Annotated in this window: 18 protein-coding genes; 9 read left to right on the top strand and 9 right to left on the bottom strand. The window is 71.5% G+C overall.

Annotation, left to right across the window (positions count from 1 at the left end):
- Positions 1-4 precede the first annotated feature (4 nt).
- The 4 genes from modA to FB554_RS13465 all read right to left on the bottom strand — a co-directional run bounded on the left by modA (position 5) and on the right by FB554_RS13465 (position 2,656).
- Positions 5-844: a molybdate ABC transporter substrate-binding protein gene (modA, locus tag FB554_RS13480; protein WP_142006877.1), complete on the bottom strand. Its 840-nt coding sequence runs from the start codon at positions 842-844 to the stop codon at positions 5-7.
- Positions 841-1,248: a TOBE domain-containing protein gene (locus tag FB554_RS13475; protein WP_142006874.1), complete on the bottom strand. Its 408-nt coding sequence runs from the start codon at positions 1,246-1,248 to the stop codon at positions 841-843. The genes modA and FB554_RS13475 overlap by 4 nt, the downstream gene beginning before the upstream one ends.
- A 104-nt stretch (positions 1,249-1,352) precedes the next feature.
- On the bottom strand, positions 1,353-2,264 hold the full coding sequence (locus FB554_RS13470) for a cation diffusion facilitator family transporter (RefSeq protein WP_142006872.1): 912 nt from the start codon (positions 2,262-2,264) through the stop codon (positions 1,353-1,355).
- On the bottom strand, positions 2,264-2,656 hold the full coding sequence (locus tag FB554_RS13465) for an ArsR/SmtB family transcription factor (RefSeq protein WP_142006870.1): 393 nt from the start codon (positions 2,654-2,656) through the stop codon (positions 2,264-2,266). The genes FB554_RS13470 and FB554_RS13465 overlap by 1 nt, the downstream gene beginning before the upstream one ends.
- 107 nt (positions 2,657-2,763) lie before the next feature.
- On the opposite strand from FB554_RS13465, the gene FB554_RS13460 reads away from it, so the two are divergent.
- Positions 2,764-4,311: a GntP family permease gene (locus FB554_RS13460; RefSeq protein ID WP_170206885.1), complete on the top strand. Its 1,548-nt coding sequence runs from the start codon at positions 2,764-2,766 to the stop codon at positions 4,309-4,311.
- Between the two features lie 27 nt (positions 4,312-4,338).
- On the opposite strand, the gene FB554_RS13455 is transcribed toward FB554_RS13460, so the two are convergent.
- Positions 4,339-5,385 carry a DNA polymerase IV gene (locus FB554_RS13455; RefSeq protein WP_236022468.1) on the bottom strand — a complete coding sequence of 349 codons (1,047 nt, stop codon included), beginning with the start codon at positions 5,383-5,385 and terminating at the stop codon, positions 4,339-4,341.
- Here FB554_RS13455 and FB554_RS17215 point away from each other — a divergent pair.
- Positions 5,384-5,542 carry a hypothetical protein gene (locus tag FB554_RS17215; protein WP_170206725.1) on the top strand — a complete coding sequence of 53 codons (159 nt, stop codon included), beginning with the start codon at positions 5,384-5,386 and terminating at the stop codon, positions 5,540-5,542. The genes FB554_RS13455 and FB554_RS17215 overlap by 2 nt on opposite strands.
- An 87-nt stretch (positions 5,543-5,629) precedes the next feature.
- Here FB554_RS17215 and FB554_RS13450 read toward each other — a convergent pair whose 3' ends face one another.
- Positions 5,630-7,864: an ATP-binding cassette domain-containing protein gene (locus tag FB554_RS13450; protein WP_142006864.1), complete on the bottom strand. Its 2,235-nt coding sequence runs from the start codon at positions 7,862-7,864 to the stop codon at positions 5,630-5,632.
- A gap of 85 nt (positions 7,865-7,949) precedes the next feature.
- Between FB554_RS13450 and FB554_RS13445 the strand changes: the two genes are divergently transcribed.
- The 5 genes from FB554_RS13445 to FB554_RS13425 all read left to right on the top strand — a co-directional run bounded on the left by FB554_RS13445 (position 7,950) and on the right by FB554_RS13425 (position 14,567).
- The gene (locus FB554_RS13445) at positions 7,950-10,049 is read left to right on the top strand and encodes a heavy metal translocating P-type ATPase (protein ID WP_142006862.1); all 2,100 of its coding nucleotides are present in this window, start codon (positions 7,950-7,952) and stop codon (positions 10,047-10,049) included.
- Positions 10,050-10,386: 337 nt separating this feature from the next.
- Positions 10,387-12,285 (top strand): molecular chaperone DnaK, encoded by a 1,899-nt coding sequence (dnaK, locus tag FB554_RS13440; RefSeq protein WP_142006859.1) that lies wholly within the window; start codon positions 10,387-10,389, stop codon positions 12,283-12,285.
- A complete protein-coding gene (locus FB554_RS13435; RefSeq protein ID WP_142006856.1) occupies positions 12,282-13,004 on the top strand; it encodes a nucleotide exchange factor GrpE in 723 nt (240 codons plus the stop codon). Before dnaK ends, FB554_RS13435 begins: the two co-directional genes overlap by 4 nt.
- Before the next feature lie 43 nt (positions 13,005-13,047).
- Complete coding sequence (locus FB554_RS13430; RefSeq protein WP_142006854.1) at positions 13,048-14,127, top strand: DnaJ C-terminal domain-containing protein; 1,080 nt, start codon at positions 13,048-13,050, stop codon at positions 14,125-14,127.
- Positions 14,124-14,567, top strand: coding sequence for a heat shock protein transcriptional repressor HspR (locus FB554_RS13425; RefSeq protein ID WP_142006852.1), 444 nt, complete (start codon positions 14,124-14,126; stop codon positions 14,565-14,567). Before FB554_RS13430 ends, FB554_RS13425 begins: the two co-directional genes overlap by 4 nt.
- A gap of 228 nt (positions 14,568-14,795) precedes the next feature.
- On the opposite strand, the gene FB554_RS13420 is transcribed toward FB554_RS13425, so the two are convergent.
- The gene (locus FB554_RS13420; protein WP_142006850.1) at positions 14,796-15,611 is read right to left on the bottom strand and encodes an SGNH/GDSL hydrolase family protein; all 816 of its coding nucleotides are present in this window, start codon (positions 15,609-15,611) and stop codon (positions 14,796-14,798) included.
- A gap of 122 nt (positions 15,612-15,733) precedes the next feature.
- On the opposite strand from FB554_RS13420, the gene FB554_RS13415 reads away from it, so the two are divergent.
- The gene (locus FB554_RS13415) at positions 15,734-16,012 is read left to right on the top strand and encodes a hypothetical protein (protein WP_142006848.1); all 279 of its coding nucleotides are present in this window, start codon (positions 15,734-15,736) and stop codon (positions 16,010-16,012) included.
- Here FB554_RS13415 and FB554_RS13410 read toward each other — a convergent pair.
- Together FB554_RS13410 and FB554_RS13405 are read right to left on the bottom strand one after the other, a co-directional pair.
- Positions 16,006-16,536 carry an O-acetyl-ADP-ribose deacetylase gene (locus tag FB554_RS13410; protein WP_142006846.1) on the bottom strand — a complete coding sequence of 177 codons (531 nt, stop codon included), beginning with the start codon at positions 16,534-16,536 and terminating at the stop codon, positions 16,006-16,008. The two genes, FB554_RS13415 and FB554_RS13410, sit on opposite strands and share 7 nt — an antisense overlap.
- Before the next feature lie 2 nt (positions 16,537-16,538).
- Complete coding sequence (locus FB554_RS13405) at positions 16,539-17,003, bottom strand: SRPBCC family protein (RefSeq protein ID WP_142006844.1); 465 nt, start codon at positions 17,001-17,003, stop codon at positions 16,539-16,541.
- Between the two features lie 172 nt (positions 17,004-17,175).
- Here FB554_RS13405 and FB554_RS13400 point away from each other — a divergent pair, with 172 nt between their 5' ends.
- Positions 17,176-20,157: a S8 family serine peptidase gene (locus tag FB554_RS13400; protein WP_211344607.1), complete on the top strand. Its 2,982-nt coding sequence runs from the start codon at positions 17,176-17,178 to the stop codon at positions 20,155-20,157.
- Positions 20,158-20,214 lie beyond the last annotated feature (57 nt).

The following is a 20,214-nucleotide window of genomic DNA, read 5'->3' as shown; positions in this document are numbered from 1 at the left end:
GGCATCAGGATGGCGCAGCGAATCCCGCGCCGGTGAGCACCTGGCGCCCGGTCTGGGACAGGACCAGATCGACGAACGCCTTGGCGGTGGCGGGGTTCTTGCTGCCGGTGAGCGGCGCGATGGGGTAGTCGGTCGAGGCGTTGTCGTCGGCGGGGATCGCGACCTGGGCGACCTTGGTGCCCGCGGCCTTGGCGTCGGTGACGTAGACCAGGCCCGCGTCGACCTCGCCGAGCGTGACCTTCGACAGCACGGCCTTGACGTCGACCTCCTGGGTGACCGGCTTGACCGTGACCCCGGCCTTGCGGAACACCGTCGCGGCCACCACCCCGCACGGCACCTGAGCCTGGCAGACCGCGGTCTTGACCGACGGCTTCGTCAGGTCGCTCAGCCCGCGCACCTTCGCGGGGTTGCTCGCCGGGGTGACGATCGTGAGCTGGTTGCGGGCGAAGGTCGTGGGCGAGGCGGCGTCGCCCGCCTGCGTCACCTGGTCCATGTTCTTGCGGCTCGCCGAGGCGAACACGTCGGCCGGCGCGCCCTGGGTGATCTGCCCCGCCAGACCGCTGCTCGGACCGAAGCTCAGCACCACCTTGGTGCCCGGGTGCTGCTGCTCGAAGGTGCGGGCCAGCGAGGTGAATGACTCCTTGAGCGACGCCGCCGCCATCACCGTGATCGTGCCGGTCACCCGCCCGCTCGACGCGGCCCCCGACCCGGCACCCGGCGCGGCGGAGCCGGCGTTCTCGCCGGCGCCCTCCCCGGTGCCGTTGCCGCAGCCGGCCACGGTGATCAGGGCGGCAACCGCGGCCGGGGCCGCTCTCCTCGACGCGATCCTCGACGTGCTGCTCATGCCCCGGCCTCCTCGGTCTCGACGACGACGTTGGTCGACTTCACCGTCGCGATCGCGAGCGCGCCGGGCTCCAGCCCCAGCTCGTCGGCCGCCTCACGGCTCATCAGCGACACGACGCGGAACGGGCCGCACTGCAGCTCCACCTGCGCCATCACCGTGTCGCGCACGACGCGCGTGACCAGACCCGGCATCCGGTTGCGGGCCGATGACGGCGTGGGCCGCGCGGGGGAGTCGGCGCCGGCGGCGAGCCCTTGGGCGAACGCCGCCAGCGCAGTCCCGTCGATCACCCGCCGACCGGCGGAGTCGGTGGTCGACTCCAGTCGGCCGGCGTCGCACCACCGGCGCACGGTGTCGTCGCTGACCCCCAGCAGAGCCGCAGCCTGCTTGATCCTCACTTGCGTCACGAATGAGAACTCTATGCAACAGGTGCGGCGCTACGTGGCGACTCTCCCCGAAAATGAGACTACCGGAAGAGTCGGCGAAGGCGTACGGGATCGGCCGGTTCGGACTACCAACTCACCTCAGCGCAGCGGGTCGGGTCCTGCTCGACCTGCAGCGTCGCGTGCTCGACCTTGAAGTCGGTGCGCAGCAGGTTCTGCGCCTGCTCCAGCAGCGCGGTGGTCTGGCTGGGGTCGTCGGAGACCAGGTGCGCGGTGGCGACGTTCATGCCCGAGGTCAGGGTCCACAGGTGCAGGTCGTGCACCTCGCGCACGCCGGGGATCGCCGCGAGCTTGGTCTCGACCTCGACCGGGTCGATGCCGGCCGGGGCGTGCTGGCCGAGCACGGTGAGCACCTCGCGGGCCAGCATGATCGCGCGGACCGCGACGAAGATCGCGATGGCGAGGGCGATCACGGTGTCCCAGATGGCGTCGCCGGTGATCATGATGAGCACGCCGGCGACCATGACGCCGACCGAGCCGAGGGTGTCGGCCATGACCTCGAGGTAGGCGCCCTTGACGTTGATGCTCTCCGAGGCGCCGCTGCGCAGCAGCAGGAGCGCGACGATGTTGATGATGAGGCCGATGCCGCCGACGATGAACATCGGGCCGGTGGCGACCTCGGGCGAGCCGCCGATGCGGCTGATCGCCGAGACCGTCACGTAGGTCGCGACCGCCAGCATGATCAGCACGGTCAGGCCCGAGGCGAAGACCTCGGCGCGGTAGGAGCCGTAGGTGCGCCGGCCGGTGGTGTCCTTGCGGGTCGCGATGCGGGTGGCGGTGAGCGCGGCGCCGAGGGCGACCACGTCGGCGGCCATGTGACCGGCGTCGGACAGCAGCGCCAGCGACCCGGAGATCAGACCGGCGATCAGCTCGACGAGGAAGAACGAGGCGACCAGGCCGAACGCGACCGCGAGCCGCCAGCGGTGCCGGCCGCCCGCGTGACCGGCGGCGCCGCCGCCGTGGGAGTGTCCGGCGCCCATCAGCGCACCCCCGCCGTGGAGCAGGCCTGCGCCGCGTCGGAGGTCGACTCCAGCAGCTGCTCGGCCGCGGCGAAGAACGCGGTCACCAGCTCGGGCTGCGTCACGGAGTACGCCGACGCGCGCCCGACCGGCCGATAGGTCACCAGGCCGCACTCGCGCAGGCAGGCCAGGTGCTGCGAGACGGTCGACTGAGCCAACCCGAGGTGCTCGATCAGCTCGACGACCCGGTGCTCGCGGATCAGCAGGTGGCGCAGGATCGCGAGGCGTGCCGGGTCTCCCATGCTGCGGAACATCGCGGCTGCGGAGACGGCAGCGGCGCGCTCGTCGAGCGGCGCGACGGTCTCGAGCGGCTCGGTGGCCCGCTCGGTCGCGCTCGGCTGAATCATCGTCATGCGGCGATAATAGCGAGGGGGGCCGATGCCGTGTCGAGCCGCGGTCATCCTGCGTCCGGGGCCCGGGCGCGCCAGTACGCTCAGTGGTTTCTGAAATCACGGCGTCGATGGAGCCCACCGTGGAGATGCTGCACACCGCGATCGCGATCCTGGTGGCGATCCTGCTGATCATCCGCTTCAAGGTCGACCCGGTGATCTCGCTGATCATCTCGGCGCTCTACCTGGGGCTCGCGGCGGGCGTCGGCTTCGCCAAGACGCTCGAGGAGATCACCGGCGGGTTCGGCGAGATCATGGCCGAGGTCGGTCTGCTCATCGGGTTCGGCGTGCTCATCGGGTCGCTGCTGCAGGCGACCGGCACCTTCGCGGCGCTGGTCGAGGTCATCGCGCGGCGCGTCGGCGGCCGACTGCCCTACGCCATCAGCGCGGCGCTCGCGACGATCTTCCCCTCGATCTACGTCGACGTGCAGGTCGTGCTCTCCGCCCCGATGGCCCGGCAGTCCGCGCAGGTCGTCGACCGCAAGAACGGTCTGCCCTGGCTCGCCGGGGCGCTCGGCGTCGGCATCTTCGCCGGCTACGTCTTCGTCGTGCCCGGCCTCGCCGCGGTCGCGGTCGCCGGGCTGATCAAGGTGCCGCTCGGCACCTACCTGCTCTACGGCGCTCCGCTCGGGCTCGCGACCGCGCTGATCGTGACGTTCCTGTTCCGCCAGCTGCTGCGCATGGGCCTGTGGAACCCGGCGACCGACATCGACGTGAACGAGGTCGAGCACCCCGACCACCCCGAGCACGCGGCGTACGTCGCCCAGCACGAGGCCATGGCCGCGGGCTCGGCGACGGGGTCGGGTGCGGGCGGCGCGGGCGGTGCCACCGCGGCGGGTACGGCCGGTGCGGGCGGTGCCACCGCGGCGGGTGCGGCGGGTGCCGCCGGTGCCGGCGCTGCGGCAGGCGCGACGGACGTACCGGACGAGGACGACCTCGACAACGTGCCCGATAAGGCGCTGCGGCTGCCGCTGCTCGTGCGGCTGCTGCCGATCCTGGTGCCGCTGGTGCTCATCGCGTTCGGAGCGTTCGCCGACCTGCTCGGCTTCTCCAACCCGTTCATCGCGTTCGTCGGGGACGCGAACCTCGCGCTGTTCGTCGGGCTGCTGATCGCGTTCGTCACCGGGCGGCGCGTGCTCGGCACCAACCGCACCGAGGACGCGCTCGCGCGCGGTTTCCGCACCACCGGCGAGATCCTGCTGATCACCGGCATCGGCGGCTCGCTCGGCGCGGTCATCAAGGCGACCGGCCTGGACAAGACGCTGGCCGGGCTGTTCTCCGCCGACGCGGGCGCGCCCGTGCTGGTGAGCGTGGTGCTGGCGTGGCTCATCGCGGCGGTGCTGCACTTCGCGATCGGGTCGGTGTCGGTCGGGGCCATCACGGCCGGCGGCATCATCGCGCCCGTCGTCGCCTCGACCGGCGTGGCTCCGGTGGTCATCTGCCTGGCGATCGCCTCGGGTGCGATGTTCGCGCTGCACGTCAACAGCAACTTCTTCTGGATGTTCAAGTCGCTGCTGGGCCTCTCGACGCAGGGAGCGCTCAAGACGCTCACCGTCGCGACCAGCCTGGGGTCGCTGGTGTCGCTGCCGTTCGTGCTGCTGCTGGCGCTGGTGCTCTGAGGGCCGGCGTCGTGCGTCGCGCCCTCCTCAGGGCGCGGCCGGGCGGCCGTGCCCGCGCACGTCGTACCCACCCTCCGGCGGCACCATCTCGGCGCGCACGCCGAGCAGCCGGATCGGTCGCTCGTCGCCGAGCCCGCCCAGGAGTGCCAGGGCGGTGTCGGTGATGGTGGCGACGTCGTACGTCGGGTCGGGCAGCTTGCGCACGCGGGTCACGGTGAAGAACGGCGCGAACCGCACCTTGAGGTGCACGCGCTGGCACGGACGGCCCTCGCGGCGGATGTCGGCGACGCACTGGTCGGCGAGCTCCCTTATGGCAGAAGCGATCTCGGCCGGGTCGGTGAGGTTGTGCTGATAGGTCGTCTCGTGGCCGTGCGCCCGCGGAACCCACGGGGTGTCGTCCACGGTGGCCCTGCCCTCGCCCCGTCCGAGGCGGCCGATGTGCGGTCCGGTCGACGGGCCGAATTCCGCGACGAGCGGTTCGTCGGGGGCGGCGGCGAGCTCGGCGACCGTGCGGATCCCGAGCGTCGCCAGGCGTTCCGCGATGCGGTTGCCGATGCCCCACAGCGCCTTGGTCGGCTTCTCGCCCATCACCTCGAGCCAGTTGTCCCGGGTGAGCAGGTACGTCCCTCGCGGCTTCCCGAAGTCGGTCGCGTTCTTCGCGCGCACCGTGGTGTCGCCGATGCCGACGGAGCAGTGCAGGTCGGTCGCGGCGAGCACGGCCGCCTGGATCTCGCGCGCGGTCGCGACCGGGTCGGCGGTGGTCACGCCGACGAACGCCTCGTCCCAGCCGAGCAGCTCGACGACCGCGCCGGGGAAGGCCCGCAGGGTGGCCATGACCTGCTGCGACGCCGCCTCGTAGACCGGGAAGTCGACCGGTAGGAAGACCGCGTCGGGGCACTTGCGCACCGCCAGCTTCAGCGGCATCCCGGAGCGGATGCCGAACGCGCGCGCCTCGTACGACGCCGTCGACACCACGGCCCGCTCGGTGGGGTCGCCCCGCCCGCCCACCACGACCGGGAGCCCGACGAGCTCGGGCCGCCGCAGCAGCTCGACGGCGGCGAGGAACTGGTCCATGTCCACGTGGAGCACCCACGGGGCGGGGGCTGGGGTGGGTGGCGTGGTCGCGGCCGGGGCCATGCTCAACCAATACCGCACCCGCGACCGGATCGCCCCGCACGAGCCCCGATCGACCCCACCGCGCAACCGGGCCAAGGCCATCTCCCGAGCATGAAACCGGGTTACGTGCGTTTGACCTCAATGCATCAGGGTCAAACGCACCTAACCCGGCTTCATGGGGGCCTGTGGGCTCGGTCCAGCCTCAGCTGCCCAGCCCGAGCGCCTCGGCCGTGACGGTCCCGCGCAGCTGCGCGACGGGCCCCTTGAACAGCACCCGGCCGCCGTGCCGCCCCGGACCCGGTCCGAGGTCGATCACCCAGTCGGCTCGGCGGATCACGTCGAGGTTGTGCTCGATGACCACGACCGTGTGCCCCTGGTCCAGCAGCGCGTCGAGCACGCCGAGCAGCGTGCCGATGTCGCGCAGGTGCAGGCCGGTGGTCGGCTCGTCGAGGACGTACGTCGTCGGCACGGCGGTCTCGCGCAGCTCCTTGGCGATCTTGACCCGCTGCGCCTCGCCGCCCGACAAGGTGCTGAGCGACTGCCCGAGCCGTAGGTATCCCAGGCCCACCGCGTCGAGGTGCTCCAACCCACGCCGAACCGCCTTGTCGTCCAAGCGTTTCAGCGCCTCGGTGATCGGCAGGTCGTCGAGGTCGGCGATGCTCAGGCCGTCGACCGTGTGCTGCAGCACCTCGTTCTTGAAGCGTCGCCCGTGGCAGGTTTCGCACACCGTCTCCTGCCCGTCCATGAACGCCAGGTCGGTGTATCGCACGCCCAGGCCGCGACAGTCCGGGCAGGCACCGTCGGAGTTGGCGCTGAACAGCGAGGCTGGCACCCCGTTGGTCTTCGCGAACAGTCGACGGATCGGCGCCGCGATCCCGGTGTACGTCGTCGGCGTCGAACGCCGGCTCGTCGCCACGGCCTTCTGGTCGACGACGATCGCGCCATGCTGCCCGACGAGTTCCATTGCGAGGCTTGACTTTCCGGAACCGGCCACGCCCGTGAGCGCGGTCAGCACCCCGCAGGGCACGTCGACCGTGACGTGGTCGAGGTTGTTGCGGGTGGCGTCGTCGACCCGCAGCCAGCCGGTGGGTTCGCGCGGGTCGGTGGTGAGCGGCTGCTGGGTCGACAGCGCGTCGCCGGTGGGGGTGTCCGCGGTGGTGAGCTCGGCGTACGTGCCCTGGAAGACGAGCCGACCTCCCTCGCCGCCGGCGCCCGGTCCGATCTCGACCACCTGGTCGGAGGCGGCCATGACGGCGGGGTCGTGCTCGACCACGAGCACGCTGTTGCCCTTGTCGCGCAGCCGGGTCAGCAGCTCCACCATCGATCCGACGTCGTGCGGGTGCAGCCCGACGGTGGGCTCGTCGAAGACGTACAGCATCTCGATCAGGCTCGACCCGAGGTGCTTCACGGTCTTGATCCGCTGCGCCTCGCCGCCGGAGAGAGTGCTCGTCGCCCGTCCCAGGTGCAGGTAGCCGAGGCCGATCGTGACCATTGCCCCGAGCCGCTCGGCGAGCTCGGCGACGACCGGCGCGACGGTCGGATCGTCAACGGCACGAACGACGTCCAGCAGCTCGGTGACCTCCAGGCGCGACATCTCGCCGATGGTCCGGTCGAGCAACCTCGCCGCACGGCTGTCGGGGTTGAGCCGCTCACCACCGCAGTCGGGGCAGGTCTGCGAGCGGGTGAAGCGCTCGATCGTCTCGCGCTTGCGGTCCGAGACCGTGTCGGAGGTGTGCAGGTAGATCCGCTCGAACCGCTCGACGACGCCCTCGTAGTCGGCGGGTGGTCGGGTGCCCAGCCGGGCTGCGGCCGGCCCGCCGTGCAGCAGCGCCTCGCGCTCGTGCGGAGTCCATTCCCGCAGCGGGGTGCTGGCGTCGAACGAGCCGATGTCGGCGTACTGCCGGAACCAGTAACCGCCGTTCCCGAACCCCGGCAGCCGGATCGCACCACCCGCCAGGCTGCGGTCGAGGTCGAGGAACTCCTCGACCGCCGGGACCACCACCTCGCCGAGGCCCGAGCACGTCGGGCACATGCCCAGCGGGTCGTTGAAGGAGAAGTGGTTCGACTCCCCGACGTACGGCTGTGCCACCCGCGAGAACAGCAGCCGCAGATAGGTCCACGCGTCGGTGATGGTGCCGACCGTGGATCGGGCGTTGCCGCCGAGTCGCCGCTGGTCGATCACGACCACGGGGGACAGGCCGTCGAGCCGCTCGACGTCCGGGCGGGTCCAGCGGGGTAGGCGGTTGCGGGTGAACGGCGGATAGGTCTCGTTGACCTGGTGCCCCGCCTCGGCGGCGATCGTGTCGAAGACCAGCGAGGACTTCCCCGAGCCGGAGACGCCGACCACGGTGACCAGGGTGCTGCGCGGCAGGTCGAGGTCGAGGCCGTCGAGATTGTTCGTGCGGGCTCCGCGGATGCGGATCGAGCGCTGCTCCATGGCCGGACCGTAGGAGCACAAGCGGACAGGGCGAGACCGCTGAGCCCCGCTTGCCAGCAATACCCCTAGGGGGTATACATGGGCTATGCGAGAGCACACCGGGGAGCACGTCGAGCACCAGGAGCACGACCACGCCCAGCACGAGGACCACGGCGGCGGGGGCGAGAGTCAGCAGAGTGACCACCAGGGCCACGGGGGAGGCCACGGCGGGCACGGCGACCACGTCGCGATGTTCCGCCGGCTCTTCTGGGGGTCGCTGATCCTCGCGGTGCCGACCGTGCTGCTGTCGGGGATGTTCGCCGACCTGCTCGGCTACTCGCTGCCCGACGTGCCCGGCCTGTCGTGGGTGTCGCCGGTGCTCGGCACGATCCTGTACGTCTGGTTCGGCCGCCCGTTCCTCACCGGCGCCGTCGACGAGATCCGAGCCCGCCGGCCCGGGATGATGCTCCTCGTCGCGCTCGCGCTCACCGTCGCGTTCGTCGCCTCGTGGGGCGCGACGCTCGGCCTGCTGCCGCACGACCTCGACTTCTGGTGGGAGCTGGCGCTGCTGGTCGTGATCATGCTGCTCGGCCACTGGATCGAGATGCGCTCGCTGGCCCAGACCACCTCGGCGCTCGACTCGCTCGCGGCCCTGCTGCCCGACGAGGCCGAGCGCGTCGAGGGCGACCAGGTGGTCAGCGTCGCGCCCGCCGACCTGCGCGTCGGCGACGTCGTGCTCGTGCGCCCCGGCGGCCGAGTTCCCGCTGACGGCAAGGTGATCGACGGCAGCGCCTCGCTCGACGAGTCGATGATCACGGGCGAGTCCAAGCCCGTACGCCGTGGGCCGGGTGACCAGGTCGTCGCCGGCACCGTCGCGACCGACTCGGGTCTGCGCGTCGAGGTCGCCGCGACCGGCGACGAGACCGCGCTCGCCGGCATCCAGCGCCTCGTGGCCGAGGCGCAGGGGTCGGCCAGCCGCGCCCAGCGCCTCGCCGACCGGGCCGCGGGCTGGCTCTTCTGGTTCGCGCTCGGCGCCGCCCTGATCACCGCGACGGTGTGGACGGTCGTCGGCACCCCGGAGGACGCGGTGACCCGCGCGATCACCGTGCTGGTCATCGCCTGCCCCCACGCCCTGGGTCTCGCCATCCCGCTCGTGGTCTCGATCGCCACCGAGCGCGCCGCGAGCGCCGGCATCCTCGTGAAGAGCCGCCTCGAGATGGAGTCGATGCGCACGGTCGACACCGTGATCTTCGACAAGACCGGCACGCTCACCAAGGGCCGCCCGGCCGTCACCGCCGCGTCGCCGGCCGCGGAGTCCGGGCTCGACGAGGAGCAGCTGCTGGCGTACTCCGCTGCGGCAGAAGCAGATTCGGAGCACCCGCTGGCCCGGGCGATCGTCCGCGCCGCGCAGGAGCGTGACCTGCAGGTGCCTCGCGCGACCGACTTCACCTCGGCGCCGGCGGTGGGTGTCACCGCGACGGTCGACGGGCGCGAGGTGCGCGTCGGCGGCCCGGCGATGGTGCGCGAGGTCGGCGGCGAGGAGCTGGCTGCCACCGACCCGTGGAAGTCCGAGGGCGCGATCGTGCTGCACGTCGCGGTCGACGGGCGCATCGCCGGCGCGCTGCGGCTCGCCGACGAGATCCGCGCCGAGTCGCGCGCCGCGGTGGAGCAGCTGCACGACCGCGACGTGCAGGTCGTGATGATCACCGGCGACGCCGAGCCGGTGGCCGCGGCCGTCGCCGAGGAGCTGGGCATCGACCGCTTCTACGCCGGTGTACGCCCGGAGGACAAGGCCTCGTCCGTCGCCGAGCTGCAGGGCGAGGGGCGCAAGGTCGCGATGGTCGGCGACGGCGTCAACGACGCCCCCGCCCTGGCCACCGCCGACGTCGGCATCGCGATCGGCGCCGGCACCGACGTGGCGATCGGCTCGGCCGGGATCATCCTGGCCTCCGACGACCCGTGCTCGGTGGTGTCGGTGATGGAGCTGTCCCAGGCGACGTACGCCAAGAGCGTGCAGAACCTCGTGTGGGGCGCCGGCTACAACCTCGTCGCGGTGCCGCTGGCCGCCGGGGTGCTGGCGCCCGTGGGCATCACGATGCCGATGTCGGTCGGCGCGATCCTGATGTCGGCCTCCACCGTCGTCGTCGCGCTGAACGCCCAGCTGCTGCGCCGCCTCGACCTGCGCCCGCGCGACCTCACGGGCTGACGCCCGACCGCCCGCCGACCGGCACCCGCCGAGTGGTCACTCGTTGCGGGTGCCGGCGCGTGCGTACCGACAACGAGTGACCACTCGACGTGCTCGCGCAGCGATCGCGGCGGCAACCGACCGCGCCCGCTGTCCCGCGCGTAGCGTGTGACGCAGATCACGTCGCGCAACCCGGGTGACCCGGAACAGAACCCCCCGTCCCAAGGTTGAGCCTAGTGAACGCAACTTTGCGGAGTCCGATCTTGACAGGCTCGGGCGGCCAGGAGTTGAGTCAGACCTAGTCAGACGCGGCGCCGCACCCGGTGCCGCACCCCGAACTCACGAGGAGTCAACACACATGGGACGTGCGGTAGGTATCGACCTCGGCACCACCAACTCGGCCGTCGCCTTCCTCGACGGCAACGACCCGGAGATCATCGCCAACGCCGAGGGCGGACGTACCACGCCCTCCGTCGTGGCCTTCGGGAAGAACAACGACGTGCTGGTCGGCGAGATCGCCAAGCGCCAGGCCGTCACCAACGTCGACCGGACCATCCGCTCCGTCAAGCGCCACATGGGCACCGACTGGAGCACCGAGATCGACGGCAAGAAGTACACCGCCCAGGAGATCTCCGCCCGCATCCTGCAGAAGCTGAAGCAGGACGCCGAGGCCTTCCTCAACGAGCCGGTGACCGACGCCGTCATCACCGTGCCGGCGTACTTCGACGACGCCGAGCGGCAGGCCACCAAGGAGGCCGGTGAGATCGCGGGCCTCAACGTCCTGCGCATCATCAACGAGCCCACCGCGGCCGCGCTGGCGTACGGCCTCGACAAGGGCAAGGAGGACGAGCTCATCCTCGTCTTCGACCTGGGTGGCGGCACGTTCGACGTCTCGCTGCTCGAGGTCGGCAAGGACCCCGAGGACGGCTTCTCCACCATCCAGGTGCGCGCCACCAACGGTGACAACAAGCTCGGCGGTGACGACTGGGACCAGGCGGTCGTCGACCACCTGCTGCGCCAGGTGAAGAACTCCACCGGCGTCGACCTGTCCAAGGACAAGATCGCGATGCAGCGTCTGCGCGACGCCGCGGAGCAGGCCAAGAAGGAGCTGTCCAGCGCGACGACCACCAACGTCTCGCTGCAGTACCTCTCGATGGGCGAGAACGGCCCGATCCACCTCGACGAGAGCATCTCGCGCGCGCAGTTCGAGCAGCAGCTCACCAAGGACCTGCTCGAGCGCACCAAGAAGCCCTTCGAGCAGGTGATCCAGGACGCCGGCATCAAGGTCTCCGACATCGACCACGTGGTCCTCGTCGGCGGCTCGACCCGCATGCCCGCCGTCGCCCAGGTCGTGAAGGACCTCACCGGCAAGGAGCCCAACAAGGGCGTCAACGCCGACGAGGTCGTGGCCGTGGGCGCCGCGCTGCAGGCCGGCGTGCTCACCGGTGACAAGAAGGACGTCCTGCTCATCGACGTCACGCCGCTGAGCCTCGGCATCGAGACCAAGGGCGGCATCTTCACCAAGCTCATCGAGCGCAACACCGCGATCCCGACCAAGCGGTCGGAGGTCTTCTCGACCGCCGAGGACAACCAGCCGTCGGTCGACATCCAGGTGTTCCAGGGTGAGCGCGAGATCGCCAAGGCGAACAAGCTGCTCGGCAACTTCGAGCTGTCCGGCATCGCGCCGGCCCCGCGTGGCGTGCCGCAGATCGAGGTCACCTTCGACATCGACGCCAACGGCATCGTGCACGTGTCGGCCAAGGACCGCGGCACCAACAAGGAGGCCTCGATCCAGATCACCGGCGGCTCGGCCCTCCCCAAGGAGGACATCGAGCGCATGGTGCGCGAGGCCGAGGAGCACGCGGCCGAGGACAAGAAGCGGCGTGAGGAGACCGAGGCCCGCAACACCGCGGAGCAGCTGGTCTACTCCACCGAGAAGTTCCTCTCCGACAGCGGCGACAAGGTCCCGGCCGAGAACAAGACCGAGGTCGAGAACGCGATCCAGGAGCTGAAGGACGCCCTCAAGGACGAGAGCACCCCGGCCGACCAGATCCAGGCCAAGGCGACGGCGCTGTCCGACGCCTCCCAGAAGATGGGGGCCGCGGTCTACGCGCAGTCCGAGGGCCAGGCCGACGGCCAGCCCGCGGGCGGTACGTCCGGCGCGGCCGACGCCGACGACGCCGGCTCGAGCGCCTCGTCCGACGACGATGTGGTCGACGCCGAGGTCATCGACGACGACGAGGCCGACAAGAAGTGACCGACGCCTACTCCTCCGCCGGCTCCCAGGAGCCGGCGGAGGACGACGGCCGCCCCGTCATCCGCGACAAGCGCCGCATCGACCCGCAGACTGGGAAGGTGCGCGACAGCGGTGCGGCAGAAGGAGATTCGGCTGTGAGCCAGCAGAACCCCGAGCCCGGGCCCGAGCAGCCGGTCGACCCGACCGGTCAGCAGGCCCCCGGCTCCACCCCCCAGCCCGAGGCGCCGGCCGGCGCCCCGGGGAGCGGTCCCGCCCAGGGCGAGACCGACGTACAGAACGAGGGCGGTGCCGACGAGCGCGCCGCCGAGCTGCAGGACCAGCTGCTGCGCGAGAAGGCGGCCTTCCACAACTACCGCGAGCTGATGAAGCGGGAGCGGCCCAAGGACCGCGACGCCGCGATCGGCTCGGTGGTCGAGGCGCTGCTGCCGGTGATGGACGACATCCACCTCGCGCGCGAGCACGGCGACCTGGCCGAGGGCACGCCCTTCGCGAAGATCGCCGACAAGCTCGAGTCGACGCTCACCCGCTTCGGCGTGCAGAGCATCGGCGCCAAGGGCGAGGCGTTCGACCCGACGCTGCACGAGGCGCTCATGCACGTGCAGGCCGACCTGCCCGAGGGCAGCGAGGGCACCACGGTCGTGCAGGTCATGCAGCCGGGCTACAAGATCGGCGACCGCGTCGTCCGCGCTGCGCGGGTGAGCGTGGCCGACCCGGCCTGATGCCCACGAGAAGACCGACCAGCCATCCGGCAAAGGAGGTGTGATGGCGAGTCAAGACTGGTTCGAGAAGGACTTCTACTCCGTTCTCGGCGTCCCGCAGGACGCGTCCGAGAGCGACATCAAGAAGGCCTATCGCAAGCTGGCCCGCAAGTGGCACCCCGACAAGAACCCGGGTGACGCCGCGGCCGAGCAGAAGTTCAAGGAGATCGGCGAGGCCAACGCGGTCCTGTCCGACCCCGAGAAGCGCCAGGAGTACGACGCCGTACGCCAGATGGTCCGCGGCGGTGCCCGGTTCACCGCGGGTGCCGGAGGGCCCGGCGGTGGCGGCGGCGCCGGTGGCTTCGAGGACATCTTCAGCGCCTTCGGTGCCGGCGGTCCGGGTGGCCCGGGCGGCACCCGCGTGCGCTACTCCACCGGTGGCGGTGCCGAGGGCATCAGCCTGGAGGACCTGCTGTCCGGCCTCGGCGGTCAGGGCGGCTCGCCGTTCGGCGGGGCGTTCGGCGGCGGCCGTGGTGGCTACTCCGACTACGGCGGCTACTCCGAGTACGGCGCCCCCGCCGGCCCGCGACCCGGCCGCGACGTCGAGGCCAACGCCTCGTTGTCGTTCCGCCAGGCCGCGTCCGGTGACACCGTGACGCTGCGCGACTCCGACGGCAAGACCGTCACCGCGCGCATCCCGGCGGGCGTCAAGGACGGGCAGAAGGTCCGGCTGCGCGGCAAGGGCGAGCCGGGTCAGCCCGGCGCCAAGGCCGGCGACCTGATCCTGCACGTCTCGGTCGAGCCGCACCCGGTGTTCGGCCGCGACGGGCGCAACCTCACCGTCGACCTGCCGGTCACCTTCGCCGAGGCCGCGCTGGGCGCGACCGTGGAGGTGCCGACGCTCGACGGCAAGCCCGTCAAGGTGCGCGTCGCGCCCGGCACCCCCAGCGGTCGCGTGCTGCGCGTCAAGGGCCGCGGCATCAAGACCGGCAAGGGCACCGGCGACCTGCTCGCCAAGGTGCAGGTCGTGGTGCCGCAGCGCCTCACCGACGAGGCCACCAAGGCCGTCGAGGCGCTGCGCGACCAGGAGCAGCAGGAGGGGCTCGACCCGCGGTCCGACCTGCTGGAGAAGGCCACGCGATGAGCCCCCGGGGTTCGGGCGACACCGCTCCCGTCTACGTCATCTCGGTCGCCGCCGAGCTGGCCGGGATGCACGCTCAGACCCTGCGGCAGTACGACCGTCTCGGCCTGGTCACCCCCTCCCGCACGGGAGGGGGTGGCCGGCGCTACTCCCCGCACGACATCCGTCGCCTCAGCGAGGTGCAGCGCCTGTCGCAGGACGGGGTGAGTCTCGCCGGCATACGGCGGATCTTCGAGCTGCAGGACCAGGTCGAGGCGCTGCGCTCGCGCGTCGGCGAGCTCACCGAGCAGGTCGAGCAGCTGGAGCAGCAGACCGGCCGGCGCATCTTCGCCGCGGGCTCCGACGGCCAGATCGTCGCGCTGCGGCTGGGCGAGCGGCCGGTGCGCCGCTCCACGTCCACGGCGCTGGCGCCCTGGACCCCCCGCGGCCCCTACCACCGCTGACCGGCGGCTGGCAGGTTCACCTTCCCTGCGTCGTCGACGACGGCGGACCAGAAAGTACGACGGCGGACCACATCACAAGTGGTCCGCCGTCGTGCGATGTGTGCCGCCGTCGATCTCGATACGCCCGCTCGTCCCTCGCGGGGCTACTCGATCGGCTTGCTTCGCGGGGCTACTCGATCGGCTTGCTTCGCGGGGCTACTCGATCGGCTTGCCTGGCGGGGCTGCTGCTCAGGGGGCGACGCGGTCGGCCTCGGCGGCCCGCTGGCGCGCGAGCTTCTTCAGCCCGTCCGCGGGGTGCACGGGGTCGGGCCACTTCGGCTGCAGGGTGTCTCCCTCGCGCACGCCGCTCATCCGGCGACGTACGAGCGGCACCACCTCGTCGCGGAGGAACACCCGCTCCTCCTTCACCACCTGCCGCCAGTGCCGTGGCTCCCAGTCGGGCAGCTCGGGGATCTTCAGCGTGTGCGGCACCCCGATCGAGTCGCAGACGTAGCCCGCGAGCCGTTTGTGCCCCAGCCGCGACATGTGGATCCGGTCGAGGCTCCACAGGCGTGGGTCGTCGTACTCCCGCCACTGGGTGTGATCGACCAGCTGCGCGCCGTGCAGCGCGGCCAGGTGCCGAACACCGTTGTTGTAGAAGCGGATCCGGCGCTTCAACGGCTCGAGCATCGCCGACATCTTCAGGTCGAACGTGGTGAAGACCAGCACCCGGGCGCCGCTGCCGACCAGCCTGGTCAGGGCGGCCTCGTAGCGCTGCAGCACCGAGTCCATGTCGACCCGCAGCGCGAGGATGTCGTTGCCGCCGGCGTAGAACGACACGACCGTGGGGTCGAGCTCGAGCGCCCGGTCCAGCTGCTCGGTGACCACCTCGTCGAGCACCTTGCTGCGGATGGCGAGATTGGCGTACTCCCACGCCGGGTCGTGCCGGCCGAGCTGCCGCGCCATCCGGTCGGCCCACCCGCGAACTCCGTTGGGATACAACACGTTGCTGTCGCCGACGCCCTCTGTGAAGGAGTCGCCTACGGCCACGAATCGCCCCGCCATCGCGCGGCAGGGTAGGCAGCCCGGGCAAACCTGCGCCGAGCCCCAGGCGCACGGCGGGTGAATCGAGGGCGACACGGGTGTGGTCGATTGACGCGCCGGTGGGCAGGTCGCACCCTTGTCGCGTGGTCGACTTCCTGCTGGTGTTCCCGAGCCGCGACGACGCCGAGGCGGTCGCCGACGACCTGCGCGACGACGACGGGTTCTCCGAGGTGCGGGTGGTGCGCGAGGCGCTCTCCGGCGAGGACGACTCCGAGGACCACGAGTGGGCGGTCTACGTCGGGGTCAACACCATCGACGACCCGACGGGGGCGCCTGCGCGAGCGCTCGCGGCCCGCTTCGGAGCGCTCGCCGAGGAGCACGACGGCTGGCTCGACGAGGACGTCTCACCAGACCGTCACTGATCGGCGAGATCGCCCAGGGCAGAACGGAACTCCTCGAGCACGTCCTCGCTGAACAGCACGAACCGCACGAGCTCGAGGCGCTCGGTCACCGGCGACGTGCGGGTGGCCTCCACCGCGATGCGGGCGACCTCGCCCGGGTCCCAGCCGTAGACGCCGGCGCTGACCGCCGGGAAGGCGACGGTGCGCGCACCCACCTCGTCGGCGACCTCGAGCGAGCGGGTGTAGGCCGAGGCGAGCAGCGCCGGGTCGGTCTGTCCCGCGCGGCGGTTCGGGCCGACGGTGTGGATCACCCAGCGGGCGGGGAGATCGCCCGCCCCGGTGGCGACGGCGTCGCCGACCGGCAGCCCGTCGGGGAGCCGGTCGCGGCGCACGGCGCGGCACTCCTGCAGCAGGGCCGGGCCCGCTGCCCGGTGGATGGCGCCGTCGACGCCGCCGCCACCGAGCAGCGAGCTGTTGGCGGCGTTGACGATCGCATCGACGCGCTCGCGCGTGATGTCGCCCTGCACCGCCTCCAGACGAGCCATGGTCAGCTCGACACCGTCTCGGCGAGCTTGCCCAGGGTGTCCTCGAGCTGGTCCTCGGTGACCAGCGGGAAACCGACCTTCTGCAGCAGAGCGGTGTCGGTCACCTTCGACCAGTCGTACGTGTGGCGCACCAGCGTGCTGTCCGGGCCCTGCGGCTCCAGCTCCCAGACCCACTCCCAGCCGGGCGGGTCGGTGTCGGCCGGGGCGGTCTGCCACGCGAGCAGCTTGTCCTTGGCGTAGCCGGTGACGGTGTTGTCGGTCTGGTACTCCCCGCCCATGTGGTCGCCCTCCATGTTCATCCGGAAGACGTCGCCGACCTGCTGGATGCGGTCGCCCTGGTCCTCGCTGCGCACGAAGCCGGAGCCGTCGAGCTGGGGGTGGCGCTTGGGGTTGCTCAGCACGTCGAAGATCTCGCTGGCCGGCGCATCGATGGTGCGTTCCACGGTGATCTGGGTGTCGTCGCTCATGCGGCCACCCTCACCCGCAGGGTGGGATCCCCACAAGTGCCCCCAGGGGTGGACGTCCGACACGGTCGGAAACTACTGACGAGTAGCCACCGCCGGTGGCTGATTTGCGCCTACTTTGTGCCCACGCCGCACACCTTCTTGCGCGGCGTTCCCTGCACGAGGAGTTTCGTTCATGTCTGTGTACGTCACGCGCAGAGCGGTGGTGGTCGGCGCGGCGAGTGCGGCGCTGGCCGTCGCTCCGCTCGCAGGAGGCGCCCCGTCCGCCTCCGGCGCCCCGTCCGACTCCGGCCCCAAGGCGCGATACGTCGTCCAGGTCGCGGGTGCCCCGATCGCCAGCTACACCGGCGGTCAGTCCGGGCTGGCCGCCACCAAGCCCGCACGCGGCAAGAAGGTGCAGCGCAGCTCTGCGCCGGCCGTCGCGTACGGCAGGTACCTCAAGGGCAAGCAGACGCAGGTGCTGCGCTCGGTCGGTGCTCCGACCTCGGCGCTGACCCACCAGTACAGCGTCTCCTTCAACGGCTTCACCGCCAACCTCACCGCGAGCCAGGTCAACGCGCTGGAGAAGTCGCCCAACGTGCTGCGCGTCTGGAAGGACGAGAAGCGCAAGGCCGACACCGTCAGCACCCCGCGGTTCCTCGGGCTCGACGGCTCCACCGGCGTCTGGCAGAAGCAGTTCGGCGGCCCCAACCAGGCCGGCGCGGGCATGATCGTCGGCGTCATCGACTCCGGCATCTGGCCCGAGAACCCCGCGTTCGCCGAGACCGAGATGTCCGCCACCGAGCGCTCGACCATCGCGAGCAAGTGGAAGGGCAAGTGCGAGCCGGGCACCAGCGGCACCCCGGTGAAGTGCAACAACAAGCTGATCGGCGCGCAGTACTTCGCCGACAACGCGACGGTCTACCCGTTCGAGTTCAAGTCGCCGCGCGACTACAACGGCCACGGCTCGCACACCGCCAGCACCGCCGCCGGCAACGACGGCGTGAAGGCCACCATCGACGGCACCGACGTCGGCACGATGAGCGGCATGGCGCCGCAGGCCCGCATCGCCGCGTACAAGGCGCTGTGGGCGACGCCCGACGGCTCCGCCAGCGGCTCGACGAGCGACCTGGTGGCCGCCATCGACACCGCGGTCGGCGACGGCGTCGACGTCATCAACTACTCCATCTCCGGTTCGCGCGAGTACGTCGTCACCCCCGACGAGCTCGCCTTCCTCTCGGCCGCCGACGCGGGTGTGTTCGTCGCGACCTCGGCCGGCAACTCCGGCGACACCGTCGGCACCTCCTCGGTGGCGCACAACTCGCCGTGGACGACGACCGTCGCCTCCTCGACGCACGACCGCGGCGCCAAGAAGACGATCACGCTCGGCAACGGCCAGACGTACGACGGTGTCGGCGTCGGCCCGGGCGTGGGCCCGGCCCCGCTGGTCACCGCGGCATCGGTCGCCGCGGCGGGTGCGCCCGCCGACGCGGCGCGGCTGTGCCAGAGCGACGCGGACGGCAACGCCGGCAACGGCGTGCAGCCCGCGCTCGACCCGGCCAAGGCCCAGGGCAAGATCGTGATCTGCGACCGCGGCGGCAACGCCCGCACCGACAAGAGCCTCGCGGTGAAGAACGCCGGGGGCGTCGGCATGGTGCTGGCCAACACCGCCGCCGGTCAGTCGCTCGACGCCGACTACCACGCGGTCCCGTCGATCCACGTCGACGCGACCAGCGGTGCCGCGATCAAGACCTACGCCGCGACCAGCGGCGCGACGGCCACGATCTCGGCGGTCGACCCCAAGCCGGTGCGCGCGCCGGAGATGAGCGGGTTCTCCTCCTACGGTCCGGCGCTCGCCGGCGGTGGTGACCTGCTCAAGCCCGACATCACCGCTCCGGGGTCGTCGGTCATCGCGGCGGTCGCCCCTCCGGGGAACAACGGCAACAACTTCGGCTCCTACTCCGGCACGTCCATGTCGACGCCGCACATCGCCGGCATCGCCGCGCTGGTCATGCAGAAGTACCCGACGTGGTCGCCGGCGGCGGTCAAGTCGGCGCTGATGACCACGGCGACGACGCTGGACAACACCGGTCAGCCGATCCAGCGGGCCGGTCGCGCGGCGACGCCGCTGGACTACGGCGCGGGCCACGTGCGTCCTGCCCAGGCGATGAACCCGGGCCTGGTGTACGACGCCGGCTGGAACGACTGGCTGCGCTACGCCTGCGGCATCGGCCAGCTGCAGCTGGTCACCGAGGCCAGCACCTGCGAGGCCGCCGGGAGCACCGACCCGAGCGACCTGAACTACCCGAGCATCGCGGTGGGTGACCTCGCCGGTCGCCAGACCGTGACCCGCACGGTCACCAACGTGGAGAAGAAGGCCACCCGCTACACCGCCAAGGTGCAGGCGCCGGCCGGCTTCACCGCGACGGTGTCGCCGAGCTCGATCACCGTCCCGCCGGGTCAGTCACGCACCTTCACGGTGACGCTGACCCGCACGTCGGCGGCGTTCGGTCAGTGGTCGTTCGGTGCGCTGACGTGGGAGGGCAACCGCGGCCAGTCCGTGCGCAGCCCGATCGCGGTGCGCGCGGTGGCGGCCTCGGCCCCGGCCGAGATCACCGGCACCGGCACCAGCGGCTCGCAGGAGATCAAGGTCACGCCCGGGTTCACCGGCACCATGACCGCGGCTCCCGCCGGCCTCGTGCCGAGCGCGGTGCAGACCAAGGACGCCACCACGGCCACCGACGCGGTGTTCACGGTGAACGTCCCGGCCGGCACCAAGGTGGCGCGGTTCGCGACGTTCGACAGCGACTACACCTCCGGCACCGACCTGGACCTGACCGTCCAGCGGAACGGGCAGACCGTCGGCACCAGCGGCGGCGGCACCTCGGAGGAGGCGGTGACGCTGCAGAACCCGCCCGCGGGGACGTACACCGTCATCGTGGACAACTACGCCGGTCCCGCGACCGTCCCGGTGAAGCTGCACAGCTTCGTCGTGGGCTCGACGCCGGCGGGCAACCTCACGGCCACCCCGGCCTCGCAGCAGGTCCAGATCGGTCAGCCGGTGACGGTGACCGCGAGCTGGAGCGGGCTGACCGCCGGGCAGCGCTACCTCGGACTCATCTCGTTCAACAACGGGTCGACCGAGGCCGCGCGCACCCTGGTGACCGTGAACCCGTAGCTCGATGAGACCTGCGGAGGGCCCGGTTTGGGCCTAGCGTGAGGGGCCTCCGGTGAC

The organism is Barrientosiimonas humi (assembly GCF_006716095.1).
GTDB lineage: Bacteria > Actinomycetota > Actinomycetes > Actinomycetales > Dermatophilaceae > Barrientosiimonas > Barrientosiimonas humi.
The sequence above is the reverse complement of the archived record's forward strand: the minus strand, read 5'-3'. Positions and strand labels throughout refer to the sequence as shown.

Excerpts from the sequence above, each read along its gene's own strand:
- modA (WP_142006877.1), bottom strand. The coding sequence starts at position 844 with ATGAGCAGCACGTCGAGGATCGCGTCGAGGAGAGCGGCCCCGGCCGCG.
- FB554_RS13470 (WP_142006872.1), bottom strand. The coding sequence starts at position 2,264 with ATGGGCGCCGGACACTCCCACGGCGGCGGCGCCGCCGGTCACGCGGGC.
- FB554_RS13465 (WP_142006870.1), bottom strand. The coding sequence starts at position 2,656 with ATGACGATGATTCAGCCGAGCGCGACCGAGCGGGCCACCGAGCCGCTC.
- FB554_RS13460 (WP_170206885.1), top strand. The coding sequence starts at position 2,764 with ATGGAGCCCACCGTGGAGATGCTGCACACCGCGATCGCGATCCTGGTG.
- FB554_RS17215 (WP_170206725.1), top strand. The coding sequence starts at position 5,384 with ATGTCCACGTGGAGCACCCACGGGGCGGGGGCTGGGGTGGGTGGCGTG.
- FB554_RS13455 (WP_236022468.1), bottom strand. The coding sequence starts at position 5,385 with ATGGACCAGTTCCTCGCCGCCGTCGAGCTGCTGCGGCGGCCCGAGCTC.
- FB554_RS13450 (WP_142006864.1), bottom strand. The coding sequence starts at position 7,864 with ATGGAGCAGCGCTCGATCCGCATCCGCGGAGCCCGCACGAACAATCTC.
- FB554_RS13445 (WP_142006862.1), top strand. The coding sequence starts at position 7,950 with ATGCGAGAGCACACCGGGGAGCACGTCGAGCACCAGGAGCACGACCAC.
- dnaK (WP_142006859.1), top strand. The coding sequence starts at position 10,387 with ATGGGACGTGCGGTAGGTATCGACCTCGGCACCACCAACTCGGCCGTC.
- FB554_RS13430 (WP_142006854.1), top strand. The coding sequence starts at position 13,048 with ATGGCGAGTCAAGACTGGTTCGAGAAGGACTTCTACTCCGTTCTCGGC.
- FB554_RS13425 (WP_142006852.1), top strand. The coding sequence starts at position 14,124 with ATGAGCCCCCGGGGTTCGGGCGACACCGCTCCCGTCTACGTCATCTCG.
- FB554_RS13420 (WP_142006850.1), bottom strand. The coding sequence starts at position 15,611 with ATGGCGGGGCGATTCGTGGCCGTAGGCGACTCCTTCACAGAGGGCGTC.
- FB554_RS13410 (WP_142006846.1), bottom strand. The coding sequence starts at position 16,536 with ATGGCTCGTCTGGAGGCGGTGCAGGGCGACATCACGCGCGAGCGCGTC.
- FB554_RS13405 (WP_142006844.1), bottom strand. The coding sequence starts at position 17,003 with ATGAGCGACGACACCCAGATCACCGTGGAACGCACCATCGATGCGCCG.
- FB554_RS13400 (WP_211344607.1), top strand. The coding sequence starts at position 17,176 with ATGTCTGTGTACGTCACGCGCAGAGCGGTGGTGGTCGGCGCGGCGAGT.